General features: G+C 38.5%; 30 protein-coding genes. 2 read left to right on the top strand and 28 right to left on the bottom strand.

The window, feature by feature from the left end; all coding sequences use genetic code 11:
* Positions 1 to 66 precede the first annotated feature (66 nt).
* Both HUS24_RS02430 and HUS24_RS02425 read left to right on the top strand, forming a co-directional pair.
* Positions 67 to 1,584, top strand: a complete 1,518-nt coding sequence (locus HUS24_RS02430; RefSeq protein WP_173910459.1) for an NAD(P)/FAD-dependent oxidoreductase — start codon at positions 67 to 69, stop codon at positions 1,582 to 1,584.
* 45 nt (positions 1,585 to 1,629) lie between these two features.
* Positions 1,630 to 2,538: a lysine exporter LysO family protein gene (locus HUS24_RS02425; RefSeq protein WP_173910458.1), complete on the top strand. Its 909-nt coding sequence runs from the start codon at positions 1,630 to 1,632 to the stop codon at positions 2,536 to 2,538.
* Positions 2,539 to 2,978: 440 nt separating this feature from the next.
* Here HUS24_RS02425 and pyrF read toward each other — a convergent pair whose 3' ends face one another.
* The 28 genes from pyrF to HUS24_RS02285 form a co-directional block, all read right to left on the bottom strand.
* Positions 2,979 to 3,674, bottom strand: a complete 696-nt coding sequence (pyrF, locus tag HUS24_RS02420) for an orotidine-5'-phosphate decarboxylase (protein WP_173910457.1) — start codon at positions 3,672 to 3,674, stop codon at positions 2,979 to 2,981.
* Between the two features lie 143 nt (positions 3,675 to 3,817).
* Positions 3,818 to 4,183 (bottom strand): lipopolysaccharide assembly protein LapA domain-containing protein, encoded by a 366-nt coding sequence (locus HUS24_RS02415; RefSeq protein WP_173910456.1) that lies wholly within the window; start codon positions 4,181 to 4,183, stop codon positions 3,818 to 3,820.
* 18 nt (positions 4,184 to 4,201) lie between these two features.
* Positions 4,202 to 4,507, bottom strand: a complete 306-nt coding sequence (locus HUS24_RS02410; protein ID WP_173910455.1) for an integration host factor subunit beta — start codon at positions 4,505 to 4,507, stop codon at positions 4,202 to 4,204.
* A gap of 162 nt (positions 4,508 to 4,669) precedes the next feature.
* On the bottom strand, positions 4,670 to 6,346 hold the full coding sequence (gene rpsA, locus HUS24_RS02405; protein ID WP_065992959.1) for a 30S ribosomal protein S1: 1,677 nt from the start codon (positions 6,344 to 6,346) through the stop codon (positions 4,670 to 4,672).
* Between the two features lie 105 nt (positions 6,347 to 6,451).
* The gene (gene cmk / locus HUS24_RS02400) at positions 6,452 to 7,144 is read right to left on the bottom strand and encodes a (d)CMP kinase (RefSeq protein ID WP_173910454.1); all 693 of its coding nucleotides are present in this window, start codon (positions 7,142 to 7,144) and stop codon (positions 6,452 to 6,454) included.
* A 12-nt stretch (positions 7,145 to 7,156) separates the two neighbouring features.
* Entirely contained in the window at positions 7,157 to 7,591 is a 435-nt protein-coding gene (locus tag HUS24_RS02395) for an SRPBCC family protein (protein WP_173910453.1), read from the bottom strand.
* A 53-nt stretch (positions 7,592 to 7,644) separates the two neighbouring features.
* Entirely contained in the window at positions 7,645 to 8,166 is a 522-nt protein-coding gene (tadA, locus tag HUS24_RS02390; RefSeq protein ID WP_173910452.1) for a tRNA adenosine(34) deaminase TadA, read from the bottom strand.
* A gap of 9 nt (positions 8,167 to 8,175) precedes the next feature.
* Positions 8,176 to 9,300 carry an enoyl-CoA hydratase/isomerase family protein gene (locus tag HUS24_RS02385; protein WP_173910451.1) on the bottom strand — a complete coding sequence of 375 codons (1,125 nt, stop codon included), beginning with the start codon at positions 9,298 to 9,300 and terminating at the stop codon, positions 8,176 to 8,178.
* Complete coding sequence (gene ung / locus HUS24_RS02380) at positions 9,297 to 10,010, bottom strand: uracil-DNA glycosylase (RefSeq protein WP_173910450.1); 714 nt, start codon at positions 10,008 to 10,010, stop codon at positions 9,297 to 9,299. The genes HUS24_RS02385 and ung overlap by 4 nt, the downstream gene beginning before the upstream one ends.
* Positions 10,011 to 10,085: 75 nt before the next feature.
* Positions 10,086 to 10,682: a 6-carboxytetrahydropterin synthase gene (locus tag HUS24_RS02375; protein ID WP_173910449.1), complete on the bottom strand. Its 597-nt coding sequence runs from the start codon at positions 10,680 to 10,682 to the stop codon at positions 10,086 to 10,088.
* Positions 10,683 to 10,882: 200 nt separating this feature from the next.
* Positions 10,883 to 11,830: a type II secretion system minor pseudopilin GspK gene (gene gspK / locus HUS24_RS02370; RefSeq protein ID WP_173910448.1), complete on the bottom strand. Its 948-nt coding sequence runs from the start codon at positions 11,828 to 11,830 to the stop codon at positions 10,883 to 10,885.
* Positions 11,831 to 11,852: 22 nt separating this feature from the next.
* Positions 11,853 to 12,491, bottom strand: a complete 639-nt coding sequence (gspJ, locus tag HUS24_RS02365) for a type II secretion system minor pseudopilin GspJ (protein ID WP_173910447.1) — start codon at positions 12,489 to 12,491, stop codon at positions 11,853 to 11,855.
* A 14-nt stretch (positions 12,492 to 12,505) separates the two neighbouring features.
* The gene (gspI, locus tag HUS24_RS02360) at positions 12,506 to 13,126 is read right to left on the bottom strand and encodes a type II secretion system minor pseudopilin GspI (protein ID WP_173910446.1); all 621 of its coding nucleotides are present in this window, start codon (positions 13,124 to 13,126) and stop codon (positions 12,506 to 12,508) included.
* Complete coding sequence (locus HUS24_RS02355) at positions 13,116 to 13,682, bottom strand: type II secretion system protein (protein WP_173910445.1); 567 nt, start codon at positions 13,680 to 13,682, stop codon at positions 13,116 to 13,118. The genes gspI and HUS24_RS02355 overlap by 11 nt, the downstream gene beginning before the upstream one ends.
* Before the next feature lie 7 nt (positions 13,683 to 13,689).
* Positions 13,690 to 14,304, bottom strand: a complete 615-nt coding sequence (locus tag HUS24_RS02350) for a TetR/AcrR family transcriptional regulator (protein ID WP_173910444.1) — start codon at positions 14,302 to 14,304, stop codon at positions 13,690 to 13,692.
* A 48-nt stretch (positions 14,305 to 14,352) separates the two neighbouring features.
* Positions 14,353 to 15,126, bottom strand: coding sequence for a TatD family hydrolase (locus tag HUS24_RS02345; RefSeq protein ID WP_173910443.1), 774 nt, complete (start codon positions 15,124 to 15,126; stop codon positions 14,353 to 14,355).
* A gap of 30 nt (positions 15,127 to 15,156) precedes the next feature.
* Entirely contained in the window at positions 15,157 to 15,498 is a 342-nt protein-coding gene (locus HUS24_RS02340) for a PilZ domain-containing protein (protein WP_173910442.1), read from the bottom strand.
* A gap of 15 nt (positions 15,499 to 15,513) precedes the next feature.
* Positions 15,514 to 16,494: a DNA polymerase III subunit delta' gene (locus tag HUS24_RS02335; protein WP_173911377.1), complete on the bottom strand. Its 981-nt coding sequence runs from the start codon at positions 16,492 to 16,494 to the stop codon at positions 15,514 to 15,516.
* 18 nt (positions 16,495 to 16,512) lie between these two features.
* The gene (gene kdsB / locus HUS24_RS02330) at positions 16,513 to 17,274 is read right to left on the bottom strand and encodes a 3-deoxy-manno-octulosonate cytidylyltransferase (RefSeq protein WP_173910441.1); all 762 of its coding nucleotides are present in this window, start codon (positions 17,272 to 17,274) and stop codon (positions 16,513 to 16,515) included.
* A 4-nt stretch (positions 17,275 to 17,278) separates the two neighbouring features.
* On the bottom strand, positions 17,279 to 18,295 hold the full coding sequence (gene lpxK / locus HUS24_RS02325) for a tetraacyldisaccharide 4'-kinase (protein ID WP_173910440.1): 1,017 nt from the start codon (positions 18,293 to 18,295) through the stop codon (positions 17,279 to 17,281).
* 6 nt (positions 18,296 to 18,301) lie between these two features.
* Complete coding sequence (msbA, locus tag HUS24_RS02320) at positions 18,302 to 20,026, bottom strand: lipid A export permease/ATP-binding protein MsbA (RefSeq protein WP_173910439.1); 1,725 nt, start codon at positions 20,024 to 20,026, stop codon at positions 18,302 to 18,304.
* Positions 20,027 to 20,029: 3 nt separating this feature from the next.
* Positions 20,030 to 20,452, bottom strand: a complete 423-nt coding sequence (locus HUS24_RS02315; RefSeq protein WP_173910438.1) for a biopolymer transporter ExbD — start codon at positions 20,450 to 20,452, stop codon at positions 20,030 to 20,032.
* 15 nt (positions 20,453 to 20,467) lie between these two features.
* The gene (locus tag HUS24_RS02310; protein ID WP_173910437.1) at positions 20,468 to 21,109 is read right to left on the bottom strand and encodes a MotA/TolQ/ExbB proton channel family protein; all 642 of its coding nucleotides are present in this window, start codon (positions 21,107 to 21,109) and stop codon (positions 20,468 to 20,470) included.
* A gap of 43 nt (positions 21,110 to 21,152) precedes the next feature.
* Positions 21,153 to 22,040 carry a ParB/RepB/Spo0J family partition protein gene (locus tag HUS24_RS02305; protein WP_173910436.1) on the bottom strand — a complete coding sequence of 296 codons (888 nt, stop codon included), beginning with the start codon at positions 22,038 to 22,040 and terminating at the stop codon, positions 21,153 to 21,155.
* Complete coding sequence (locus HUS24_RS02300) at positions 22,037 to 22,819, bottom strand: ParA family protein (RefSeq protein ID WP_171531762.1); 783 nt, start codon at positions 22,817 to 22,819, stop codon at positions 22,037 to 22,039. The genes HUS24_RS02305 and HUS24_RS02300 overlap by 4 nt, the downstream gene beginning before the upstream one ends.
* Before the next feature lie 24 nt (positions 22,820 to 22,843).
* Positions 22,844 to 23,476, bottom strand: a complete 633-nt coding sequence (gene rsmG / locus HUS24_RS02295; protein ID WP_173910435.1) for a 16S rRNA (guanine(527)-N(7))-methyltransferase RsmG — start codon at positions 23,474 to 23,476, stop codon at positions 22,844 to 22,846.
* A gap of 85 nt (positions 23,477 to 23,561) precedes the next feature.
* Entirely contained in the window at positions 23,562 to 24,251 is a 690-nt protein-coding gene (gene murU / locus HUS24_RS02290; RefSeq protein WP_173910434.1) for an N-acetylmuramate alpha-1-phosphate uridylyltransferase MurU, read from the bottom strand.
* The gene (locus HUS24_RS02285) at positions 24,251 to 25,264 is read right to left on the bottom strand and encodes an aminoglycoside phosphotransferase family protein (protein WP_173910433.1); all 1,014 of its coding nucleotides are present in this window, start codon (positions 25,262 to 25,264) and stop codon (positions 24,251 to 24,253) included. Before HUS24_RS02285 ends, murU begins: the two co-directional genes overlap by 1 nt.
* Positions 25,265 to 25,324 lie beyond the last annotated feature (60 nt).

Genomic DNA, 25,324 nt, shown 5'->3' with positions numbered 1-25,324 from the left:
CCCAAATTCCTTTAATCTTGGCAAAATCAAAAAAACTGGGTTTTAAAAATGTGTGCAGCAAGCTCAATGACTAACAATAATCAGCAAAATACGCAAACCACGCAGATTGCCATTATTGGTGCAGGTTTTGGCGGATTAGCGATGACAATTCGTTTATTACAAGCCAATATTCATGATTTTATTATCCTAGAAAAAGCGGATGATGTCGGGGGAACATGGCGTGAAAACCAATATCCAGGTGCTGCTTGTGATGTACAGTCCCACATGTATTCATTGTCTTTTGCCCCGAAGAAAGATTGGTCAAAACGTTACGCCGAAGCACCTGAAATTTTTGACTATATCCAAGACCTTATTAAAGAATACAATCTTAAGAAATATATTCAATTCAACCAAGAGGTTGTTTCTACTACATACAATGAAGAGCAATGTCATTGGCATTTAGTCTTAAAAAATGGGCAAAAAATTGATGCACAATTTGTAATTTTTGCATCTGGTCCTTTACATGTGCCACAAATTCCCAAAATTAAAGGCATTGAAAAATTCAAAGGTGAAGTTTTCCATTCTTCTCAGTGGAATCATCAATATAATTTGAATGAAAAAAATGTCGCTTCGATTGGGACAGGCGGAAGTGCTATTCAATATATTCCTGAAATTTCCCCTAAAGTTAAAAATTTATACGTTTTCCAACGTACAGCAGCTTGGGTTATTCCACGTGATGAACGCAAATACAACGATCTAGATAAAAAATTATTTAGTCGCTTTGAATGGTTTAGAAAACTGCATCGCGCACGTTTATATTGGTCAAATGAATCCCGTGTTGTCCCGATTGTGCAACCACAAGTCATGAAATATGGACAAAAACTGGCTGAAGCATTCATTAAGTTTCAAGTCAAAGATAAAGCGATTGCAAAAAAATTGACACCTGATTATGTGATGGGTTGTAAACGTATTTTAATTTCCAATAAATATTTCCCAACATTTAACCGTGAAAATGTGGAACTGATTACGGATGCGATTCAGGAACTTACTGAAAATAGTATCATCACCAAAGATGGTAAAGAACGTGCTATCGATTGTTTAATTTATGGTACGGGTTTTATCACTGACCCTCGCATTTATTTAAAATCATTTGAATGCTATGGTTTAAATGGGATTGAACTCAAAGATGCTTGGAAAGATGGCGCTGAAAGTTACTATGGTATTACCACAAAAAATTTCCCAAATCTGTTCCAATTATTAGGACCAAATACAGTACTTGGACATAACTCAGTTATTTTCATGATCGAATCTCAAGTTAACTATATTTTACAACTGATCCAATTGGTCGATAAAACCAAAACCCAATCTGTGATGGTAAAACCTGAAGTTCAAGATCAATTTAATGAAGATGTACAAGAAAAACTGAAAGGTACAGTGTGGCAGTCTGGCTGTGTCAGTTGGTATCAACAAGATGGCGGTAAAAACTTTGCCTTATGGCCAACCTATACATGGAAATTTTGGTTACAAACCCGTAAGGCTAATCCAGCCGATTATGTACTGCTAGGTCAAAAGCAAAATACAAATAAAAGCACACGTGCTGCTTAAAACTTTCGCTATAATGGGCAGATATTGATTATCTGCCCTTTTTTTATGCAATCTCTCTGGCTTATCTTTCAACTTTTATTTTGTCTATTTTTAGGTTTTATTCTGGCGCGTAGACTGCCTCAATGGCTAGAAAAAATTGCTTTTAAGGTCCTGCCTTATTTTACTTATATTTTATTGGTTGCGATTGCAATTGAATTTGCACAAACCTTAGATCGTATTGCTCATCCTGCTCAAATTTTGAGTGATGCTATTTCCATTGCGTTAGCAACCTCTGTAGGTGCTTTTTTATGCTGCTATATTTTATTTAAAAGTATCGGTTTGCAACCTACACAAGGCAAAGTTTCAGCAGACTTGTTAATAGGTTCGTTACTCAATATCAGCTATGCCTTTATTGCATTGGCTTTGGGATATGGCTTGTCGGTATTATTTAATCATTTTGATTATCAGCTTCATGTGAGTACATGGTATTTACTTTTAGTTTTTATGGTACTGATTGGTTTAGATCTCGCCTATTCTCCACTAGATCGTTCTTGGCTAAATTGGAAAATCCTTCTTGTGCCCATTGGTTGTATTATTGGTTCTATTTTAGGGGCTATCGTATGTTCATTGATGCTAAATAATATCAGTCTAAAAGACCTCATCATGCTTTCTCAAGGTTATGGTTTTTATTCTATGACAGGAATTGTAGTCACTGAACTCCGAAATGCTCACTTGGGAAGTATTGCATTAATCAATGACTTATTTAGAGAAGTTTTTGCGATTTTATTGATGTATATGGTCGGCTGGCGCTATCCACGTTCTGCGATTTCTTCCGCAGGTGCAACAGCCATGGATGTGACTTTACCCATGGTAAAACAAGCGTGTGGGAATGAATTTATTCCACATGCGATGGTCAGTGGATTTGTACTGTCTGTGCTTGCACCAATTGCAGTAAGTATTTTGGCTGCTTTATAAATCTTAATTCTCATGATCAGCTGGAGCATAATGAATATTGATCACTTTATTTTCTTTCATTTCTAACAGACAAAGTCAAGTATCTAAGCTTGGTTTTTGTGGAAATATTATAATTTTACTTGCAGAATTTTTATGTATTGTAAGTTTATCACTCTTGGCAATCATCGCTGAAATCTCATTGACTGTTTGCCCTAAGTGCGATTGCACACAAAAACTCTTTATCGCCTAATTATAAACTCTCTGTTTATACAGTTCTAAACATAAAGGTGCAATCAATAAAAGCAACAGTAAAATAATAACAAGTCGTTTAATTTTGGACATTCAACATCTACTTTTTCTTATTCTGATTTATCTTAAATTAAAATTCTAAAATATATTTCAATAAAAAGAAAACCTTTTTAAAAAGGTTTTCTATAAAATTTTATTCACAATATAAAGTCTTACAACGTCGCTAAAATATCTTTCAATGTCTGACTTGGGTTCTCAGATTGGGTAATTGGACGACCAATCACCAAGTGTGTAGAACCATCTAACATCGCTTGTTTAGGCGTTACAATACGCTTTTGATCATCCGCATTTGAACCTACTGGACGAATACCTGGTGTAACCAAAGAAAAATCTTGACCTAAATCTTCACGTAGCATTTTCGCTTCTTGTGCAGAACACACCACACCATCTAAACCACTATCCTTTGTCAATTTCGCTAAACGCTTCACTTGCTCAAAAGGTTCAATATCCAAACCAATATCACGTAAATCTTCACGTTCCATTGAGGTCAGTACAGTGACTGCGATTAGTTGCGTTGCATAATTCCCTGCTTTTAAACGCTCAACACAAGTTTCCATCATTTTACGACCACCAGAGGCATGGACATTCACCATCCATACTCCCATATCGCCTGCTGCACATACTGCTTGTGCTGTGGTATTTGGAATATCATGGAATTTTAAATCAAGGAAAACTTCAAAATTTCGACTATGCAATGCTTTTACAATAGAAGAACCTTCATGTGTAAAAAGCTCTTTACCTACTTTTAAACGGCAAAGTGATGGATCTAATTGATCAGCAATTTTTAATGCGTCATATTGGCTTTTGGCATCTAAGGCAACAATAATACTCAAGAGATTCATTTCCATCACAATAAGGTGCCTTATTATAGGGATATTCCTCAGGAGTACCAAGAATTAATGTGAAATGTAAAAGAGATTAAAAATATTTATGATAAAAGCAAAAAACCCTCAATCTTTCATTATTTTCAATGATTGAGGGTTTATAAAAATTATAATGGCTTAGAATTTTTATCTTCAGGATATACATCCATCACGGTTTTTTCATGACGTACACTTGCAGCTGCTTCGGCTGCTGCCAATTGAGCACTTTGAATCTGCTCTTTGCGTAAATGATCAATGTCTTTACGCAAACGGCGAATTTCCCAATTATTTTGAAATACTCGGAAAACCTGTACGCCTAACAACAATCCCAGAACAATCCCGATTGCTAAGGTTAATAAAAGTAATAAACCTAAGCGCATTGCTGGAACTTGAGTAAACCAAAGGTCTACTGGTAATTCTGTCCCATTGATTAAAACCAGTGCTAAAGAGTAAACAAACACTGCAACCAAAAGTAGACCTAAAATAAAGCGCATAAACACCCCATTCGAATTTTATTTATTCGCAGACTCGTTTACTGCATCACGTAAAGCTTTACCTGGCTTGAAATGCGGTACAGCTTTTGCAGCGACTTCTACTGACTTACCTGTTTTAGGGTTACGCCCTACACGTGGTTCACGATGATGCAATGCAAAACTACCAAAACCACGGATTTCAATACGATCATCAGCAGATAATGATGCGATCATTTGATCAATCATAATCTTCACTGCTTCTTCCACTAATGGTTCAGCTAAGTGTGGATTTTTAAGCGCAATTCTTTCAATTAAGTCAGATTTGTTTAGTGCTTCAGTTGTCATCCTACGACCTCAATTTCATTTTAATGCTATTTAGCTTACTTTGAATAATATCCTTTTTAAATACAAAAAGGTAGCGCAGTGATCGTATACTACGCTACCTTTTACAGTATTTGTATAAAAAGTATTAATTAATTACATTAAATAATACTTTTTTACAGCAACTTAGTGATTCATTTGAGCTTTGATCAAGTCACCAATCGTTTTTGGACCGTTGTCTTGAGCAGTTGTTGCAGTTTTCAAGTTAGCAACCGCTTCTTTCTCTTCAGCTTCATCTTTCGCTTTGATAGACAAGTTGATAGAACGAGATTTACGGTCAACATTGATGATTTTCGCTTCAACTTCTTGACCAACTTCTAAGAATTTAGTTGCATCTTCAACGCGATCACGGTTGATTTCAGATGCTTTCAAAGAAGCTTCAACTTCGTCAGCTAACTTAACAGTAGCGCCTTTAGCGTCAACTGCAGTTACTGTACCTTTAACCAACGCACCGCGTTCGTTAGCAGCTAAGAAGTCATTGAATGGATCGCTGTTCAATTGTTTAACGCCAAGACTGATACGGTTACCTTCTGCATCTACAGACAAGATAACTGCTTCAACTGTGTCGCCTTTCTTGTAACGACGAATTGCTTCTTCGCCTTGTTCGTTCCAAGAAATATCAGACAAGTGAACTAGACCGTCGATACCACCGTTTAAGCCAATGAAGATACCAAAGTCAGTGATAGATTTGATCGTACCAGAAACTTTTTCACCTTTCTCATGTGCTTTAGCAAACTCTTCCCATGGGTTAGCACGAGTTTGTTTGATACCAAGAGAAATACGACGACGTTCTTCATCAACTTCAAGAACCATAACATCAACTTCGTCACCGATCTGAACAACTTTAGATGGGTGGATGTTTTTGTTAGTGTGGTCCATTTCTGAAACGTGTACTAAACCTTCAACGCCTTCAGCGATTTCAGCGAAACAACCGTAGTCAGTTAAGTTTGTTACACGTGCTTTAACGATAGAACCTTTAGGATAACGGTTCATGATCGCTAACCATGGATCTTCGCCAAGTTGTTTAAGACCTAGAGAAACACGGTTACGCTCTTTGTCAAATTTAAGTACTTTAACAGTAACTTCTTGACCCACTTCAACAACTTCTGAAGGGTGTTTGATACGTTTCCAAGCCATATCTGTGATATGTAGAAGACCGTCAATACCACCAAGGTCAACGAATGCACCGTAGTCAGTAAGATTTTTGATTGTACCAGTAACTGTTTGACCTTCTTCCAATTGAGAAAGAAGCGCTTCGCGGTCAGCTGAAGATTCAGCTTCCATAACTGCACGACGAGATACAACAACGTTGTTACGTTTAGCATCAAGTTTGATAACTTTGAATTCTAACTCTTTACCTTCAAGGTGAGTTGTATCACGGATAGGACGAGTGTCTACAAGTGAACCAGGTAAGAACGCACGAACTGGACCGATGTCAACAGTGAAACCACCTTTAACTTTACCAGAGATAACACCAGTAACGATTTCGCCATCTTCAAAGATTTTTTCAAGTTTAGTCCAAGTTTCAGCACGTTTTGCTTTTTCACGTGATAAAACAGTTTGACCCATACCGTTGTCAAGCGCTTCAACAACTACGTCTACTGTATCGCCAACTTGAACTTCAAGTTCACGTTGTTCGTTTAAGAATTCAGCACGTGATACAACGCCTTCAGATTTAAGGCCAGTATCAACAGTTACCCAGTCAGAATCGATACTAACAACGATACCTTGGATGACTGCACCCTTTTCAACGTTGAGGTTTAATTCGCTTTCTTCAAAGAGGGCTGCAAAAGATTCGGTCATGATATACCTAGAAAAGTCAGCGGTCTTGGATCAGACAAGGCCGGTTTAGTTAAGTCTCCACATAGTCCGTATAAAACTGATCAGGCTATGCTTCCACTAAATTTGTTATTTTGCTAATTGAGCATTGATAAAATCAGTCATCAATTTGAACACTTCATCGATATTTAATGTAGAACTATCAATGATATATGCATCTTGTGCTGGCTTTAATGGAGCGACTGTGCGTTCCATATCACGCTTATCACGTGCCTGTATGTTAGCTAAAATGTCGCTTATTTTAACATCCAAGCCCATCGCCTGCAACTGTTTTACTCGGCGCTCTGCACGTGACTCTGCTGAGGCAGTCAAGTAAATTTTGGCTTGTGCTTCAGGGAAAATAGAAGTCGCCATGTCTCGACCATCTGCAACTAAACCAGGAGTTTGTGCAAATGCACGTTGGCGTTCAAAAAGTGCAGCTCTAAGTACAGGAATTGCTGCAACTTTTGAGGCAAACTCACCCACTCGCTCGGTTCGAATGGTTTCGGTGACATTTTCGTCATCTAAGAAAACTTGTGTTGCTGACGCTGCTTCTGTGACAAATTTAATGTCTAAATTTGTTGCAATTTTCTCAGATTGTTTTAAGGCTTCTACATCATCCAAACAATCAAGCAAATTATGTTTATGCAATGACAATCCAAGTAAACGATAAATCGCACCTGAGTCTAATAAATGAAATTGATAATGTGCAGCTAATTTTGCTGCAAGTGTACCTTTACCTGAACCACTTGGCCCATCAATCGTAATAATTTGAATCGTCATTGATCTTCCAGTTTACGCCATAGACTTTGCTAATTTCTTAAAGCCAAGTGTAATCGCTAGTTTGAGCTGTGCAAGTATTAATTTACTCACAAAAGGAGCACGTGCTTGTAATTCAATCGTATAATCAACACGGGTTTTATTTGGCGCAAGCTCAGTAAACTCAATAATACCCAGATGATGTTTGATTAAAGGATTGTTAATCAACTTATATTCAATGCGTTTATTCACATCTAATAAGGTAATTTGTTCTTGGATCGGTTTAATTGGCCCTAAACCCATACGGCGTACAGAACCTACGCCATCTGGACGCTCTGGATCAGCAGCATCTTTGACACGCACAACTTGTATTGGCGCAAAAGCTTGATTATACGTCGCATGTTTTGAGAGCAACTCAAACACCTGATCAACTGGGGCATTAAACTCTTGTTTTACTTGCATTGAATTCATTTTTATTTCCTTTGAAGTGACAATCAATATTGTCAAAGTTTTATGAGTTTAACTTATTTTATTTGATCTTTTAATGACTTTTCGAGTATACGTTGCTGCTTTTTTTGTTCACGGCGCATTTTAAAAAAATCAGAAAGCTGTTGTGAACATTGTTGTTGCATACAACCGCCTTCAAATTCAAAAATATGGTTGTAATAACCATTTTCTAATAACTGTCGACTACTGACTAAAGAACCTGCTTTTGGCTCAAGCGCAGCAAAAACCACACGTTTTACTCGTGCATGAATTAATGCCCCTACACACATTGTGCAAGGTTCTAAAGTGACATATAGGGTTGTATCTTCGGGTAAACGATAGTTTTGAATATTTAAACAAGCTTGGCGAATGGCTTGAATTTCAGCATGTGCGGTAGGGTCATGCGCAGAAATAGGCGTATTGAAGCCCTGCCCAATGATTTTACCTTGACTTACCAGCACCGCACCCACAGGGATTTCTCCCTGTATTGCGGCAGATGCTGCTTGCTCGAAAGCCTGCTGCATCCAAAATTCATCTTGTATTTTTTGCGTATCTGTCATTGATCAAAATTAAACAATCACGTCATATTGTCTTAGCAATACATTCCAACTTTCAATAGTGGTGGTTGGTGGATTACTTGCAAGAATACCTTTTAGCGTCATTGACTCAACTTCTTGCCATTCAGGTGATAAATCTTTATCCACCAAACGTGCACGTACACCTTCTACAAAGTCAGGATGACGAATTTTCCAATCAGAAATTTGTGCTTCTAATTCAAACACTTCACTCCAAGGATGCACTTGGCGTCCCCATTGCCACAACAACCATGTGATTGCCGCTGTACTTGGTGAGCCTTTTTGCAAGTTTTCACTGGCTTGGCGTAACCAATCACTGCGTGCTTCGCTAAGACCAATAATCGCTTCATAGTCTTGTTGGAAATTTACACCACGACAAACGCTATGGATCACATCAAGTGAATTTTGTAATGGACCTGGAGAAACTGGACGATGCAAACTATTTAAAGTGTCATCTAATGCACGGAAGTCACCCGCTGGATAATGATCCCAATCGATATCAATTAGCTTTTGCAACACCACATCACGTTGTGCATCACAAATATGTGTCGCCCAACCAATACCATAGCCACCTGCCGCAGTCATGATAGAGCCTGTTAAACCTGTAAATAAACCTACTGGCCCACGATCGGCAAGAAAGCGTGTTGCACCCACATCTGGATACAAGCCAATATTCACCTCTGGCATCGCTAAACGTGAGTATGGCGTTACTAAACGAAATGGTGCAGCCATAAATAAACCTAAGCCACCACCCATCACATAACCTTCACCCCATACCACGACAGGTTTTGCATAGTCATGTAGAAGTAAATCTAATGCATATTCAGTCTTAAAGAACTGATTGGCTGAATCAGCTTCATTATTAATGACCAATTGGCGTAGTTTTCTGACATCGCCACCTGCACAAAATGCTTTCGGTGTAGTTGAATCTAACCAAATGGCTTTAACTTGATCATCTTTATGAAAATCTTCAAATAACTTCAATAAAGCTGCAACGATGGACTCATCCAAAGCATGCAAAGATTTTGGACGATTTAAACGAATAATTCGCCAACCATTGGCTGCTTCTTCGATAATTAAATCAGGATGATAGGTGTTGATTTCAGGAGAATTTGTCATGCGTCCAGCTGCCAGTCAATTGGCTCAATGCCATGTTGTTTCAGATAATTATTTGTTTTTGAAAATACTTTACAACCAAAAAAACCACCTCTATTCGCTGCCAAAGGAGAAGGATGCGCAGCTTTTAACACCAGATGTTTTGTTTGATCTATACGTTGCCCTTTACGTTGTGCATAAGCGCCCCATAAAATGAACACCACATGCGAACATTGTTCATTGATCACATCAATGACCGTATCGGTAAACTCTTCCCAACCTTGTTTTTGATGCGAAGTCGGCTGCCCTGCTTCAACAGTTAAAACACTATTGAGTAAAAGTACACCTTGCTCTGCCCATTTGGTCAAGTCACCATGCTTAGACACACTCACGCCAAGGTCAGTATTTAATTCATGGAAGATATTACGCAAAGATGGCGGTAATGCAACCCCTCTTTGCACAGAAAAACTTAAGCCATGTGCTTGCTTCGGACCATGATATGGATCTTGCCCCAAAATCACAACTTTCACATGATGCAAAGGTGTGGTATCCAAAGCATTAAAAATCAGTGAATTTTCAGGATAAATTTGTTTATTCTGAGCAAATTGTGACTTTAAGAATTCACGGAGCTGATCCATCTTCGGACTCAGCAAAAACTCAGCTAATCCTGCTTTCCAACTTTCATCCAAGCGAACTTGATTTAATTTTGCTTGCTCTTGTTCAGTGAATTGCACTGTGTCCCATCCTTCCTTTGCTCCTAGCTGAAGCCAATCCATCTTAAATTTAAATTATATCTACTTTATGGAAAATTACAGCTTCACTTGTAAATCTACTTCAGGATTTTGAAACTTTATCCCTTTTTTCAATTTTTCATACATGTCTGGATCATGCCATTCGGCTTGAACTTGCTCTGAAAATACAATTTGATCCAGACTTAAAATACCCATTTGTTCATTTTCAATATCTTCAAGAAAACTTTGCGCATAACCCGTATCTGTTTCATGCACAATTACAGAATAAACTTCCACATCACCTTCTCCATTTTGAGTCACAGTTGACTGCAACACTTGTTGCGCCAAATAAAAGAAAATTCGTGAAAATTGTTCTGCTGATGGTGACACAGGCAAAGCCACCCAACGCGCACTAAAAGTTTTACAGGCTTGAATATAGTCCGCACTATCCTCTTGCCAGAAGCAAATCGCATGGTCAAAACTATCAAAAATATCTTTAATCACGCCTTTGAGCAGACCGAAGTCATAGACCATTTGACCATGATCAAGCTTCGAAGCTTTAAGCAATAATTCTACTTTATAACTGTGCCCATGAATCGAACGTTTACAACGATCCGAGGTACAGTTACGCACAATGTGTGCATTTTCAAATTTAAATAACTTACGAATTAGCATGGGTCAAATTATATAAAAACAATAGTGAAGAAATTTGATTATAAAGCAAAATACAGGTGCTGAGGATTAATTTTATCGTTCGTTGCAATAGGCAAAAGGTATAAACAAAAATTCATCAAATTTAGCGCATAAAATCAACTCAGACTTACAGCATATTTTATTTAAACGTGCAATGTGTAGTTTTTGTCCAACAATTCAATTTAAAATGGCGCTAAACTTCGAGCATACACAGTGACCTGATTATTTGTTCGCATCAAATAACTACTCATTTGACGATTACGGTTATTTAATGCCACCTCAATTTCAGCTTTAAAATAATTACTTTTAACGTCGAATACTTTACCAGCAAGGGTTTTATTTGCACTTTCAATACTTTTAAAAACATCAGTACTTAATAAATCCTGCACATTACTAAAATTTTCCATCTTTTCTTGTTTTTGTTTCTGCAATGTTGCCACACTTGCGGCATTGAGTTTCGGATCAATTGCCGCCAAAACCAATGCTGGTGCTGTATTTATATTAATTTTACTCGCAACATCGGGTAATGCAGACACATATTGTTGAATTAAGTCGTACTTTTCACCGTCAAAACCACGAACAAGCTTCAACTCTTCTACGCTAAAAAATGGACGATTTGCCGCAGAGTATGGTGGTTGCAAGCCATTATAATAATTACTTTCAGCGCCCATTGCGCCCATCGGAATATCATCCTGATCTTGCCAATCAATCACCGCCTGACTCAGCTCTGCGGGTAAACCAACACGCATTAAAATTCGTTCAAAATAGGCTTTATTCTCTTCATTTACTTTACCTTCAGCAGTCAGCAAGCTATTGAGATTAAATTTTCCTGACTCATCTTTTAATCTGCCAGAAATAAATCCACCCTCAACTGGAAAAGCAGGCATTGGTTTTGCCCACATTTCCTGAAAATGATCACTATTTGCACTATTTTGAGCATCTTGAATCAGAAGTTCGGAGAAAAATGCTTCTGCACTTTTTGCATAATTTAAAGCTTGATTCTGCCGCATCAATATTGCTGTGTCTTCATTGGTGGCATACTGTCGTTTGGCAATACTTGCAGCAAGAATGGTTGCCAAAGCCACCATCACTAAGATTATAATTAATGCGATCCCTTTTTGCTGCTTCATGATTTTCTCTAATTATTTTTTACTATAGCTCTTTCGGAGCACTCGCACTTGGTTGTTCGCGCAAAAACTCTGTATTTAACAAACTAAATACCCATTCATATTCAACATCACGGATCATAACTTTGATCTTCATTCCACGTGGCAACTGACGTTCATTAAAAGCATTTTCATCTGGCCAGCGATCGCCCTCATTGGGATTAAGCACACTGATTTGATACTGATCCACATCATTTAATAGCACACTGGATAAAGGCTGCGCTGCTTCTGACAAGTTTAGATTGGCATATTTCAAACGATATAGCTTTTTATCCTGTGCATTATAAACATATTCAATCCGCTCAAAACTGGCAATGCCTTGTTTTAAAGGATCAGTCATGCCTGTTTTACTAAAACTGATCCTTTGATTTTCAAGTTGTAAAGCAGGTAAAATCTGTTGTCCTAGACTGGCAGTCACAGGAATAGTCTGTAAAGTATCACGCTGTATTTGCTGATACGCTTGTTGTAATTGACCGAGATTTTGCTCATGCATCGCATTACGGTCTTTCACTTTGCTCAAATAATCAAAAATCTTCCAGCCCAATGCTGCTAAAACTGCAAAGATTGCAATAGCAACCATGAGTTCAATCAATGTAAATCCTTTTATTTTAGTTTTATTAGACATACCTTAAACTCAAGCTAGGACTGTACATTTTTTTGTGGATAGTTGAAAAATACAGCATTTGTAATACCTGCTTCCACTTTATTGGTTTCAGGATTATATAAACTGATCTGAATATCAATTTTTTTAATATCGGGACTAATGGTGGCTTCCGCTTTTTTATCAACTTGCCATGTTTCACCTTGTGAAGTGATTTGTTCAGACTGCGTACCAGTTAGCTGTTCATTGTTTATTTCCATCAACGCCACTTGGTTTTGAGCAACAAATTGCGCTTTGGTTCGTAAAATTGAATTTGCCGTAGATTGCGTATATTGCATTGCAACTTTAGTTAAAGCCATCGCAGCCACGGCAAAAATTGCTAATGCCACCACCACTTCGATTAAGGTAAATCCTGAGACACGATTTAATCGAGTACTGCTCGATCGTGTCGCAAGTCCGAAAGCTGTGCTTGAGGAGCGAGGAATAGCAAAGTAACACTTTGCCCGAGCGCAAAATGAGAAACTACGTTTCGAATGTTTAAATGTGTTTTCAGAAGATTCAACTCGTGCGAAAGCTGTATTTAAGCATTGAGAATGAACCGTATCAGTTTTTACTTGACTACTTGCAGGAGAAATATTTAGCCAATACTTACTTTTCATCAGTCACTTTCCCTAAGTAATCCAAATCAATCAAATCACCAATCGGTTTTTGATCATAATACATTTGAATTTTGACAGGTTTGGCTTCGCCATTGCCAAACCAAATCATTTTCGGGGCATTATTTCCCAGCAAGTCTGCATTATTGGCATTTTGATAACGATGCTCTTGACTTTGTACCGCAAATGAAACTCGCTCAGGTAAGCTACGTAAATCAAAGTCTTGCACATCTTTCCACGGTTTTTCCTCAATTACTCTTAAACTTTTATCTGCGCTTTCTGTATAAGGTTGGTATTGCACAAGTTTATAGCGAAATGGCGCGACATCAGTTGCTGGTAGGATATCTAGTGCATATACACGGGCTTGATCCTTGGCATCTCGATTAATTTTCTTTAAATCAAGCAATAAAAACTCTCGTGCTTGCAATGCCTTACGATGATCGACCCCATCGATATTTAGCACGATCAAAGATGCCATGATACTGATAATCACAATCACCACCATCAATTCAATCAAGGTAAAACCTTTTTGAATCACAACTGATAATGGCTTATTCATGATGAAGTTAGACTCTTAATTCAACGGATTGTGCATGTTTTGGCATTAACAAAGCTTGATCAATTAAGGCAACTCGCAGCGTATCTCGCGAACCCAAATAACGCTGATAAAAGCTCGAGTTAAGAATTGCTGCACCTCCATGGGTGATTGACCAAATCGATGCCAGATAATCACGCCCTGACATTTGACTTTCAATTTCTGCCAAATAATGGTCTGTCATCCGAATGATAATGCGTAAACGCTGCTTGCGAACTTGATAAAGCTCATTGAATAAATGGTGAATACCTTGTCCTGTAGTGGATAATCGCTCTTCAATTTGATGAAATAACACGGTACGCTCTGGATGATGCAAATGATGTAGCATAAAAAATGCCAAATGTTCAGGGAATTCTTTCTCTGTATCCTTGACCATTTCTAATAACATCTGCTCATTACGAATAATCAGCAACATGTATAATTCATCTTTACTCTGAAAATGTTTATAGAGCGTCCCTTTTGCAAGATCTAATTCGGCAGCTAAAGCATCAAGCGTCATGCCTGATTCACCATTTTCTAGCAATAACTGCTCAGCAACCTGAAAAATTAAAGCTTCTCTTGCTCTAAACTGAGCCTGACGATCCATCTTCACTCGATAAACTCTCTTCTTAATCTTATATCTATGCCATTCAATTCAATTTTGCTTGAGCAAATTTTCAAAATTTTGCGATGTAATGAATCCAATTTCCTCAAGGGTTTTATCATATACATCGCTTAAAGCTTTGGCTACATAAGGAACGTATTTTGGTTCATTGGTTTTACCCCGATAAGGCATCGGTGCTAAATACGGACTGTCAGTTTCAATCAACACGCGGTCTAATGGCACTTGCTTGGCAACATCTCTAAGATCTTGTGCATTTTTAAACGACACAATGCCCGAAAATGAAATGTAATAACCACAATCTAAAACAGCTTTAGCCGTTTCCCAATCCTCAGTAAAACAATGCAAAATACCGTGAGTCGATTTTTCAGCACGAATAATATCTACAGTGTCATGTTTTGCAGAACGTGTATGTACCACCACAGGTTTTTTAATGATTTGTGACGCATGAATGTGTCGAGCAAAACACGCTTTTTGTTCAGGAATAAATTCAGTGCTATGAAAATAATCCAAGCCTGTTTCACCCAATGCCCACGCTTTTTCAGCTTGTGCCAACTCAACTAATTTCTCAACTGTTGCGCTTTGCATGGTTACGGCATCTTCACACGGATGCACGCCCACGCTATAACCGACATCAGCATGTCGAGCTGCAATCTGCGATAGCGCAATATGATCATCTAAATCTACAGAAATTCCCATAAATTTAGACACACCACCTTCACGTGCTTGTTGTAGTGCTGCATCCAAATCTCCACCATAAGGTTTAAGATCTAATAAAGTTAAATGACAATGGGTATCAACAAACACTATTTTTCCTACATTTCTATCTATGGCAGCTTACATTGTGAAACTATTACGTTCAGAAGCTTTCACCCCTGCCAGCAATCTTTCTGCTTCATTTTTGTAATACATGCCTTTTTCACCACTGAGTTGGATTCCAAAACCTTGTGGCTTTTTGCCAGATTGTTTTTGCGAAATCCAAATAACTTTTCCTGTTAATGGAATCTTTTGCGACTGCTCAGGTAAAGTTGCTAACAGAAAAATCTCTTCACCCATTTTTACATGCTGTGTAGAAGGAACAAATAAACCGCCACCTTGCACAAAAGGCATATAACTTGCCTGTAAGGTGTCTCGGTCTGGAATGACTACTTGTATTAAACCGCCCATACGTGGTTGCATAATTATTCCCCCAAATTATGAAACATTCATTAATTGTATTGAAAGTTGGTCAATCATTAGATTGGTTTGTACATTTTGATCAGCATTTCTTTTAGATTGCTGCAAGCCTTCATAGATAGAAAATAATACCTCTAAAGCATATTGTTCCGCGAGTATATTTAAAGCTAAATCTGTATTTTTTATTGTTTGCTGTAACTTTATTGCCACCACATCCCCCAATAAATACTCAAACATTTCCATAAAATCTTGAAAATTGAGTTCTTTGTTCCACTTTGTTGCAAACTGCATCGGCATGCTTTTTTGCATCACTAGTTTTTGCCAGTCTTGCACAAACTCAGCGCGACGATTTAACCAGTCTTTTTCAGCCAACTGCATGGCTTGTAAAGGCATTTGATTGGATAAATTCATTAACAACTGAATTTGCTGCGTAGATGCTGTAGTGAAATGATTTTGCAAATAAGCTTGCGCTTGCTCAAGTGAAATACGATCTAAGGCAAAATGTTGTAAGCGACTGCGAATAGTAGCAGGCAATTTTAAATAGTGCTCCGCCAACAAAATGATCACCACTTTTTCGCCCGGCTCTTCTAGGGTTTTTAGCAAAGCATTGGCAGAGGCAATATTTAATGCTTCTGCAGGCTCAATAACAATGACACGCCAACCATCCACCGTTTGCTGCACAAAAGGCAAAATTTCACGAATTTTTTCGATTTTAATCTTGGCATTTTGCTTTTTATTGTCTTCATCGGTACTGATGTAAACATAATTAGGATGGGTGTCTGATTTAAGCCACAAACAACTACTACACTCTCCACAAGCAGCGTGACTTTGCTTATTTAAACACAACACCCAAGACAAAAAATGTTGGGCAAATGCATGTTTACCACAACCTTTTTTACCATAAAGTAATAATCCATGACCAATTTTTGGAAAACGCCCTGTCAGCGTTTCCCATACTTGTTCTTGCCAAGGATAGACTTGATCATTGGATGAACTCATTTTCATTGCTGTATCCAATTATTCAAAATTTGACACATCCATCGCATTAAAACGGTCTAAATCTGCTTGCGTATCCACACCTGGAGGTAAGCTGACTTGTGCAATATCAATGGCAATACGATGACCATTTTCCAAAACACGCAACTGCTCCAAACTTTCCAGTTGTTCGAGTGAACCCATTTCCCAAGTCACATAGTCTTGTAATAAACGTACACGGTAAGCATACAACCCTAAATGACGATAAGCTTGAGAATGCAAAGCTTTAGAGGCTTGCTTTGCACCATCTCGATCATAAGGAATAGTGGCACGACTAAAATATAAAGCTTCGTTAAACTTACTCATCACCACTTTGACGATGCTGTCACGTTCAAACTCTTCAAGTTGATGAATCGGTTCACACAAGGTCGACATTGAACAGTCTGGTTTTGCCACCAACAAATCAGCCACTTGTCGCACTAAAGCTGCAGGCAATAAAGGTTCATCACCTTGCACATTGACAATAATATCATCTGCTGCCCAGCCCTTAATTTGAGCAACTTCACTGAGCCGATCTGTTCCTGAAGGATGATCAGGATTGGTCATCACCACATCCACACCTTCTGCACGACAAACTTCTGCAATACGCTGATCATCCGTTGCAACACATAAGTCATCAAAATCCAAAACTTTTTTTGCTTGGTCAACAACACGTAAAATCATGGGACGATCATGAATCAGCAGTAGGGGTTTAGCCGGTAATCGAGAGCTCGAATAACGTGCTGGAATAACGATATGTTTCATTACATTAACCTTGTGAAAGTGGAATACCCAACTCAGCCAATTGCTGATTTAAGACTTGATAACATTTAGATGAAAGCACTGCTTCCACTGGAATTACCCAAATTTCACGTTGAAAATCTGGATGTTGTTTTAATAAGGGTAATAATTTCACTGCGTCTTTTTCAGTAGTAATAATCGGATTGGCATCTTCAAACTGTAAATCGCTAATTTCATAATCATAATGATCAGGGAATTCATGACATTGAAATTGATGCACACCCATACTTTCTAAGGTGTTATAAAAGCGCTGCGGAAAACCGATACCAACCACTGCATAATAATCCAAACTTGCATCAAAAATTTCGGCTTGGTCATAGTGAGGATTCAACAAATATGGTTCGGCTACTTGCAAATGCATATTTAATGCAGATTTCGGTTGATGAGCATGTTCAATGACCGTACTTTGCTCTAGTCTTGACACAGGCTCTCGCAAATAACCTTCTGGCAAAAGCTTTTGATTACCCAAGCCTCGATTATTATCCAATACAATCCATTCGATTTGTCGATCTAGTGCCCAATGCTGTAAACCATCATCACTGATAATTAAATCTAAATCGTACTGTTGGAGCAACAACTCAATACTGGCTTTGCGATTTGAACCCACCACCATCGGCACATCTGTAGACTGCACAATCAAACATGGCTCATCCCCCACCGTTTCTGGCACAGAATCTAAAGTTACCTGAGCAGGAAACGGGCCGTTACCGCCATATCCTCGACTGATCACACCAACACGCACACCATTTTCTTGTAAATATTTCACCAAATGAATCAACAGCGGTGTTTTACCACTACCGCCCACTGTAATATTTCCAATGATCATCACTGGTATGGGCGCATGATAACGTGGTTTAAGCCCTGAAAGATAAAGTTGACGATTCACCACAAAACCAAAACGATATAGCCATGACAATGGACGCAAAACAATCAACCATTTTGCTTGTCTATTCCAAGCATCTTGAATGATTTGCGCTATAGACATAGAGATTTATTCCTCAAAGCTACGTTCATGTAATTGATGATACGCACCATGCTTAGCCAATAATGCCGCATGCGTACCTTTTTCAATAATACGCCCTTTATCCATAACCACAATCAAATCTGCATTTTCAATGGTCGAAAGGCGATGTGCAATCACAATGGTTGTTCGATCCTGCATCGCTTGATCAAATGCTTTTTGAATAAAATGCTCAGATTCATTATCTAAAGCACTAGTGGCTTCATCTAAAATCAAAATTGGCGCATTTTTCAAAATCGCACGAGCAATGGCAATTCGTTGACGTTGCCCCCCTGAAAGCGTTAAACCTTGCGCACCAATTTCAGTATCATAACCATGTGGCAGTGCCATAATAAAATCATGTGCATAAGCTGCTTTTGCCGCAGCAATGACTTGTTCATCGGTGGCATTTTCAAGCTGCCCATAGGCAATATTTTCACGAATGGTTCTGTTAAATAAAACCACTTGTTGATTCACAATCGCAATCTGTGTTCTTAAGCATGTGATTTCAATATCTTGAATTTGATATCCATCCAGTTCAATTTGCCCTGAACTAATTTCATTGTAACGCATAAGCAGATTCACCAAAGAGGATTTACCTGCGCCTGAACGCCCCACAATTGCAACAGTCTGACCTTTTTGAATAGAAAGATTAAAATCTGAAATAGCTTGATAACCATCAGGATAAGTCATATTGACCTGTTTAAATTCAACACGACCTTGCAACTGTGGTGTTAATGTACCTGTATTTTTTTCCTCAGGTAAATCAAGCAATTCAAATACTGAATGTGCAGCTGCCATACCTCGCTGCAACTTTTCATTCACATCGGTCAAAGTTTTGATCGGCTTACTCAGCATCCCTGCTGCAGTAATATAAGATACAAACTCACCTGCGGAAATATCACCAATAATTTCAGGTCTAAGTGCAATCCACATGATAATACTCAGCGCAATTGACATAATCAGTTGTACAACTGGACTATTCAGTTGTTGTACGATGACCATTTTTAAACCACGCTTGAGATTTTCTAATGAATGTTCCTTGAAGCGTGCTTGTTCAGCGGCTTGCCCACCAAAACCTTTCACGACCAAATGACCATTGACTGACTCTTGTACCACATGGTTGACATCCCCCATGGTATTTTGCACTTGTGTGGAGAGCTTACGCATGCGTTTGGAAGCTTTACGAATAATCAAACCAATCAATGGACCAAAAATTAAAATACAACACGTCAACTTCCAATTGATATAAAGCAAATATCCCAACAAAGCGATAGTAATCAAGCCTTGTTGTACAATAGTTTTTAATGACTCTGTTGATGCTGCTGTAAGCTGCTCAACGTTATACATAATTTTAGCAGTGATATGCCCACTGCTATTGTCCAGATAATATTGCGCAGGTAGCCTTAGTAACTTGGCAAAGACTTCCTGACGAATATTAAAGATTAAATTTCGTGAAATCACCGCAGTGAAATAACCACCCATGAACAAGCCTACGCCACGAAAAAACATCAGTAAGACAACAAGTGCAGGAAACAATGCTGTAAAACTGCGATCTTTTTCTTGAATAGCGGTGATGATCTTTTCAAGCAGTTTCGCTACAGATACTTCTGTAGCAGCATTCAATGCAAAACCTATGACGACTAAAATCGCTATGCCCCAAAACGGCTTTAAATAACTTAATAGTCGTAAATAGACTTTGAAATCCTGTTTCACTAATTAATAACCTCGGGAAGGGACTTTGGTACTGATGTTAATATTCACAAAACCGAGTTGACCTGCGACATCCATAACACGAATCACATCTTGATGGGTCGCTTTTGCATCAGCAGCAATTACAAACATCAGGTCACGACGATCTTGTGAAGACTGTTTAATAGCTGTACTCAAATCTGCAGTTTCTTTGGATGAAAGGGCTTGACCATTCACCGCATAATGTCCGCTTGAGTCTACCACGACTTCAATTTTGTGTTGATAGTCTTTTGGTGGTACACCTTGCGCATCTGGTAAGGATAAATTAATACGGCTTTGCTGTGTAAATGTCGTGGTCAACAATAAAAACACCAAAATAAACAGCAAACAGTCAATCATCGGGGTCAGATTAATATGTAGATCTTCAACAGTTCTTCTTTTAAATTTCATTGAAGTCGCCTATCTCTAACCTGCAATTTTTAAATCATTTTCAGCTTGTTGATCATTTTCCTGATAAAACAAAGCCGCATGAAATAAAGTTGCTTGTTGTTCAAGTTCTGCCACGTATTCTTGTACTAAACGTTGAAAATAACGATATGCAAACAACGCTGGAATTGCGATCAGCATACCTGCTGCTGTGGTAATTAATGCTTTAGAAATCCCTGGAATCATCATGGTCGGGTTCGCATTTGAACCTAAATCTATCACCAAAAACGATTCAATAATCCCCACAACCGTACCTAACAACCCCAATAAGGGTGCAGCAGCACTCAGCGTTCCCAAAAAGTTAATGTTTTTTTCCAAATATGAAATTTCACGAGAAGCCGTGGCTTCCATTTGTGCCCTTGCAAATTGCTCACCTTTTGTAGATGCTTCTAAGCCTTCATTAAAAATAAATCCCAAAGAACTTTGACTTGCAGTTGGGTTTGTTTTTAGATTATTGACTACTGTGGCAAGCGGCTGATTTTTTTGAATCAATAAGTTTTTTGGCAATACCGATATACGTCGTAAACGAATGAAACGCTCAATCGAAATTGCCACGGTAAAAATTGAACACAGTACGAGCGGTAGCATCAGCCAACCGCCCGCTTTAATGAGTTCCCACATAGTTATTCCCCAAATTTAATTTTTAAAACATGCGCTATAAATTTTATTCTTCAGCTAAACAAATATTTAGAATTCCATCTAACTCATCTAGTGAATTATAACTAATCACCAGCTTACCTTTGCCTTGTTTATTATAGTCAATCTTAACATTGGCACTAAAACGCTCAGAAAGCTTTTGTGTTAACTGCTCCACATCTGGCGCAACTTGTTTGGTTTTTTCTTGCTTTGGCGTGTTCCAATCACGTACCAATTGCTCAGTTTGACGTACTGACAAGCTCTTGTCGATCACGATGTTTGCAATCTGTAATTGATCTTTAGCTTTTAAAGTTAAAATGGCACGGGCATGTCCCATATCCAACAAACCTTGTTGCATCAGGTCTTTAATTTCATCTGCAAGACTTAACAAGCGCAACAAGTTACTGACTGTGGTTCGTGCTTTCCCTACGGTTTCTGCGATTTCTTGATGACTTAAACCAAATTCCTCATGGAAACGTTGTAGCGCCAAAGCTTGATCAATTGGATTTAAATCCTGACGTTGAATATTTTCAATCAAAGCCAAAGCAATCGCAACTTGATCTGTCAAATCACGCACAATCGCAGGAATTTCAGTCAGACCTGCGATTTGTGCTGCACGCCAACGTCGTTCACCCGCAATAATTTCATATGGTGTATCGCTATCCTCCACTGGACGAATCACAATCGGCTGCATCACACCATGCTTTTTGATAGACGCTGCAAGTTCTTGTAAATCTTGCTCATCAATAAAACGACGTGGTTGATATTCACCACGCTTTAATTGATGAACGTCAATTTGTTTAAGCTGCCCATGATCTAAGGCTTGCGCTTCAAGCTGTAATTTTTCTTTTTGGATTGAACCTAATAATGCATCTAAGCCACGACCTTTTGCCAATCCTCGTTTTTTAATGGTCATGCTTTGCTTCCTTTTTTCACTTTACTCTTTTTCAACATTTCCGCTGCTAAGTTGAGATAGGCAATCGCCCCCTTAGAGCTTTTCTCAAAATAAATAATCGGTAAACCATGCGCAGGCGCTTCAGCCAAGCGCACATTACGAGGTACAACAGTGTCGTATAATTTTTTCCCAAAATATTGTTCAAGCTCTGCCGACACATCACGGGTTAAGGCATTTCGTGCATCATACATAGTACGCAGCACCCCGATGATTTCTAGTTCAGGGTTCAATGCTTGTTGGATTTTGTCAATGGTTTGGGTTAAGTCTGCCAAGCCTTCCAAAGCATAGTATTCACATTGCATTGGAATTAAAACACCTTGTACTGCAGCTAACGCATTTACAGTAATCAGACTTAAACTTGGTGCGCAATCAACAATAATATAATCAAACTGATTTTCAATTTCTTTGAGTGCTTCACGCAGAATAAACTCACGTCCCTCTTGTTCTGCAATCGCCAACTCCACGCCCGCCAAATCACGATTTGAACCTAGAACTTTATAACCGACTTCGGCTTTGGTAATGGCTGTTTCTATCGGCACTTCACCAAGCAAAACATCAGTCACAGAGTACAATAAGTCATTTTTCTGGATACCTGAACCCATTGTGGCATTGCCTTGTGAGTCCATATCGACCAATAACACACGTTTCTTCAACACCGCCAAAGAGGCTGCCAAATTCACTGCTGTTGTGGTTTTACCTACGCCACCCTTTTGGTTCGCAATTGCTATAATTTGAGCCATGGTAACCCCAATTTCCAAGATGATTTAAATTTGTTTTAATAGAAGTAGATGACGCTGCTCATCTAATCGAGGTACATGCAACTCAATGATTTCACAATTGAATTGATCTTTTAGCTGCGTCACTTCATCTTCAGGAATCAAACCTTTCATTGATGCTATTACACTTTCAGTATGCATAAATGGCTTTGAAGCTGCAACAAAATCGGTCAATGATGCAAAAGCACGACTGGTAATCACGTCAAATTGACCTAATTCTTGGATGCTGTCTTCATTTTCCACCCGCGTTTGCACGGCTACAACATTTTGCAATTTTAAATCAGCAATAAACTGTTTTAAAAATCGGATTTTTTTACCATTTGAATCAAGCAAGACACATTGACGCTCAGGCTGACATAAAGCAATGATCATACCAGGCATGCCGCCACCTGTACCAATATCGAGCAAACGCCCTTCAGGCAAATCATTTAAGATACTTAGGCTATCTAAAAGATGTTTCACCAACATTTCTTTGGGATCACGAATGGCGGTCAAATTATATGCTTTGTTCCACAGCACCAGTGCGTCTTGATACTTCAATAAAAGTCCAAGTGCCTCATCGCTGAGTTTTAACCCAAGCTTTTCACTGCCTTGCTTTAAGTCTTGAAAATATGGATGCATAAACTCACAACATCTCTAAAAAATTAGTGAAAGTATACCGATTTCTTGGTCGTGGAACACTAGTGAACGATGAGTTAATACGCAATTAAGCGTATTTACCTTGTCGAATTTGTAAATCTAAAGCGCTTAAACGCTCAGGTGTTCCCACATCGACCCATGCAGCAGACATTTTTTCCGCAGATACCTTCGCATCCAACATGCCTTGTTTCAGTAAGGGTGCTAATGGACGTTTACCCTGTTCCAAACCATTAAACATTTTTGGATCAATGACAGATATGCCACTAAAAGTTAGATTTTCACCTTGCATACCTTGATCAAAAGTATAAGCACGACCATTGGCTAAGGTAAAATCACCCTTTGGATGCTGGCTTGGATTTTCAACAAAGACCAAATGTGCCAAGTCTTCACCTAACTGAATATTGAGCAAGTTAGCAAAATCAAAAGTCGTCCATACATCACCATTTACCAAGATAAATGGGTCACTCCCCAACAAAGGCAAGGCATTAATAATACCGCCTGCAGTTTCCAAGCCTTCATCTTCACGTGTCCAACGAATCGTCACACCAAACTGTGAACCATCACCCAATGTGCCGATCAAGATATCAGCCAACCACGCTGAATTAATCACAATCTCAGTCACACCAATTTTTTGTAATTTTTCGATGTGCCAAACAATTAGGGCTTTTCCACCCACTTCAAGCAAAGGCTTCGGTTTATACAGCGTCAAAGGACGCATACGATTACCTAAACCTGCCGCTAAAATCATGGCTTTCATTATGCTACAACCTCGTATTTGCCATATTTTTGTTCAAAAGCGGGCAAAACTTTAGCATGGATAAACTGCATAAAAGGTTGTAGTTCTGCATACGGTTTAGATTCTTCAACCAAGTACCACATCACTCGTGGTAAATCTTTTAAGTAACCAGATTTTCCATCACGCTCAAATAAACGGACAAAGATACCCAAAATTTTGATATGACGCTGAATCGCCATAAAGTCAGCTTGTTTTTTAAATTGTTCAAAATCACGATCTTGTTTTTGTGCTTGTGGTAATAAGTCGTAAAATACTTTAAACCACTGATAAACACGCTCGGCATTCCATTGCACATACGCATCACGAGTGATCGAAATCAGATCATAAGTATCTGCACCAATCACTGCATCTTGGAAATCAATCACACCTAAGTTCGTTTCATTATCCAACTTCATCAAATTACGGCTATGAAAATCACGATGGACGATTACTTGTGGTTGCGCCAACGCTGCATTGGCTAAAATCGCAAAAGTACGTTTGATCAAAGCACTTTCATCTGTAGACGGTTGAATGTTAAGTGAGGGTAATAACCAATCGGTGAGCAATTCCATTTCCGAAATGAGCTTCTCATACGCATAGGCAGGAAAATGTGCTTCGCCATCAATGGATTGTAGTTGCACCAACTGCTTAAAACTTTGTGCATAATAGGCATCTACAGTTTCATCATTCAGCAAAGTTGATAACAAAACATCACCAAAATCTTCAAGCAATAAAAAACCTTGCTCCAAGTCTTTTGCCACAATATGCGGCACACGCACGCCATGTTGGTCAAAGAATTCATCAATCGACACAAAAGGTACACAATCTTCTTGTTCAGGTGGTGCATCCATCAACATAAATGTTTTATTATTCAAGCTAATTCGTGCATAACGACGGAAACTAGCATCGCCTGCTAAAAAGTTGATTTCAAATTGATCTGAATTGAGTACAGATGTTATCCATGTTTGTATCAATTGTTCACGTTGTGTTTTCATTTGCAATTAAATCTATTACAGGCTGATTTTTTGAAGTGCTAAGTGTAGCTACTTATCAAC

This window comes from Acinetobacter sp. Marseille-Q1618 (assembly GCF_902809855.1).
Classification (GTDB): Bacteria; Pseudomonadota; Gammaproteobacteria; order Pseudomonadales; family Moraxellaceae; genus Acinetobacter.
This window is presented reverse-complemented; position numbering and strand designations above follow the sequence as displayed.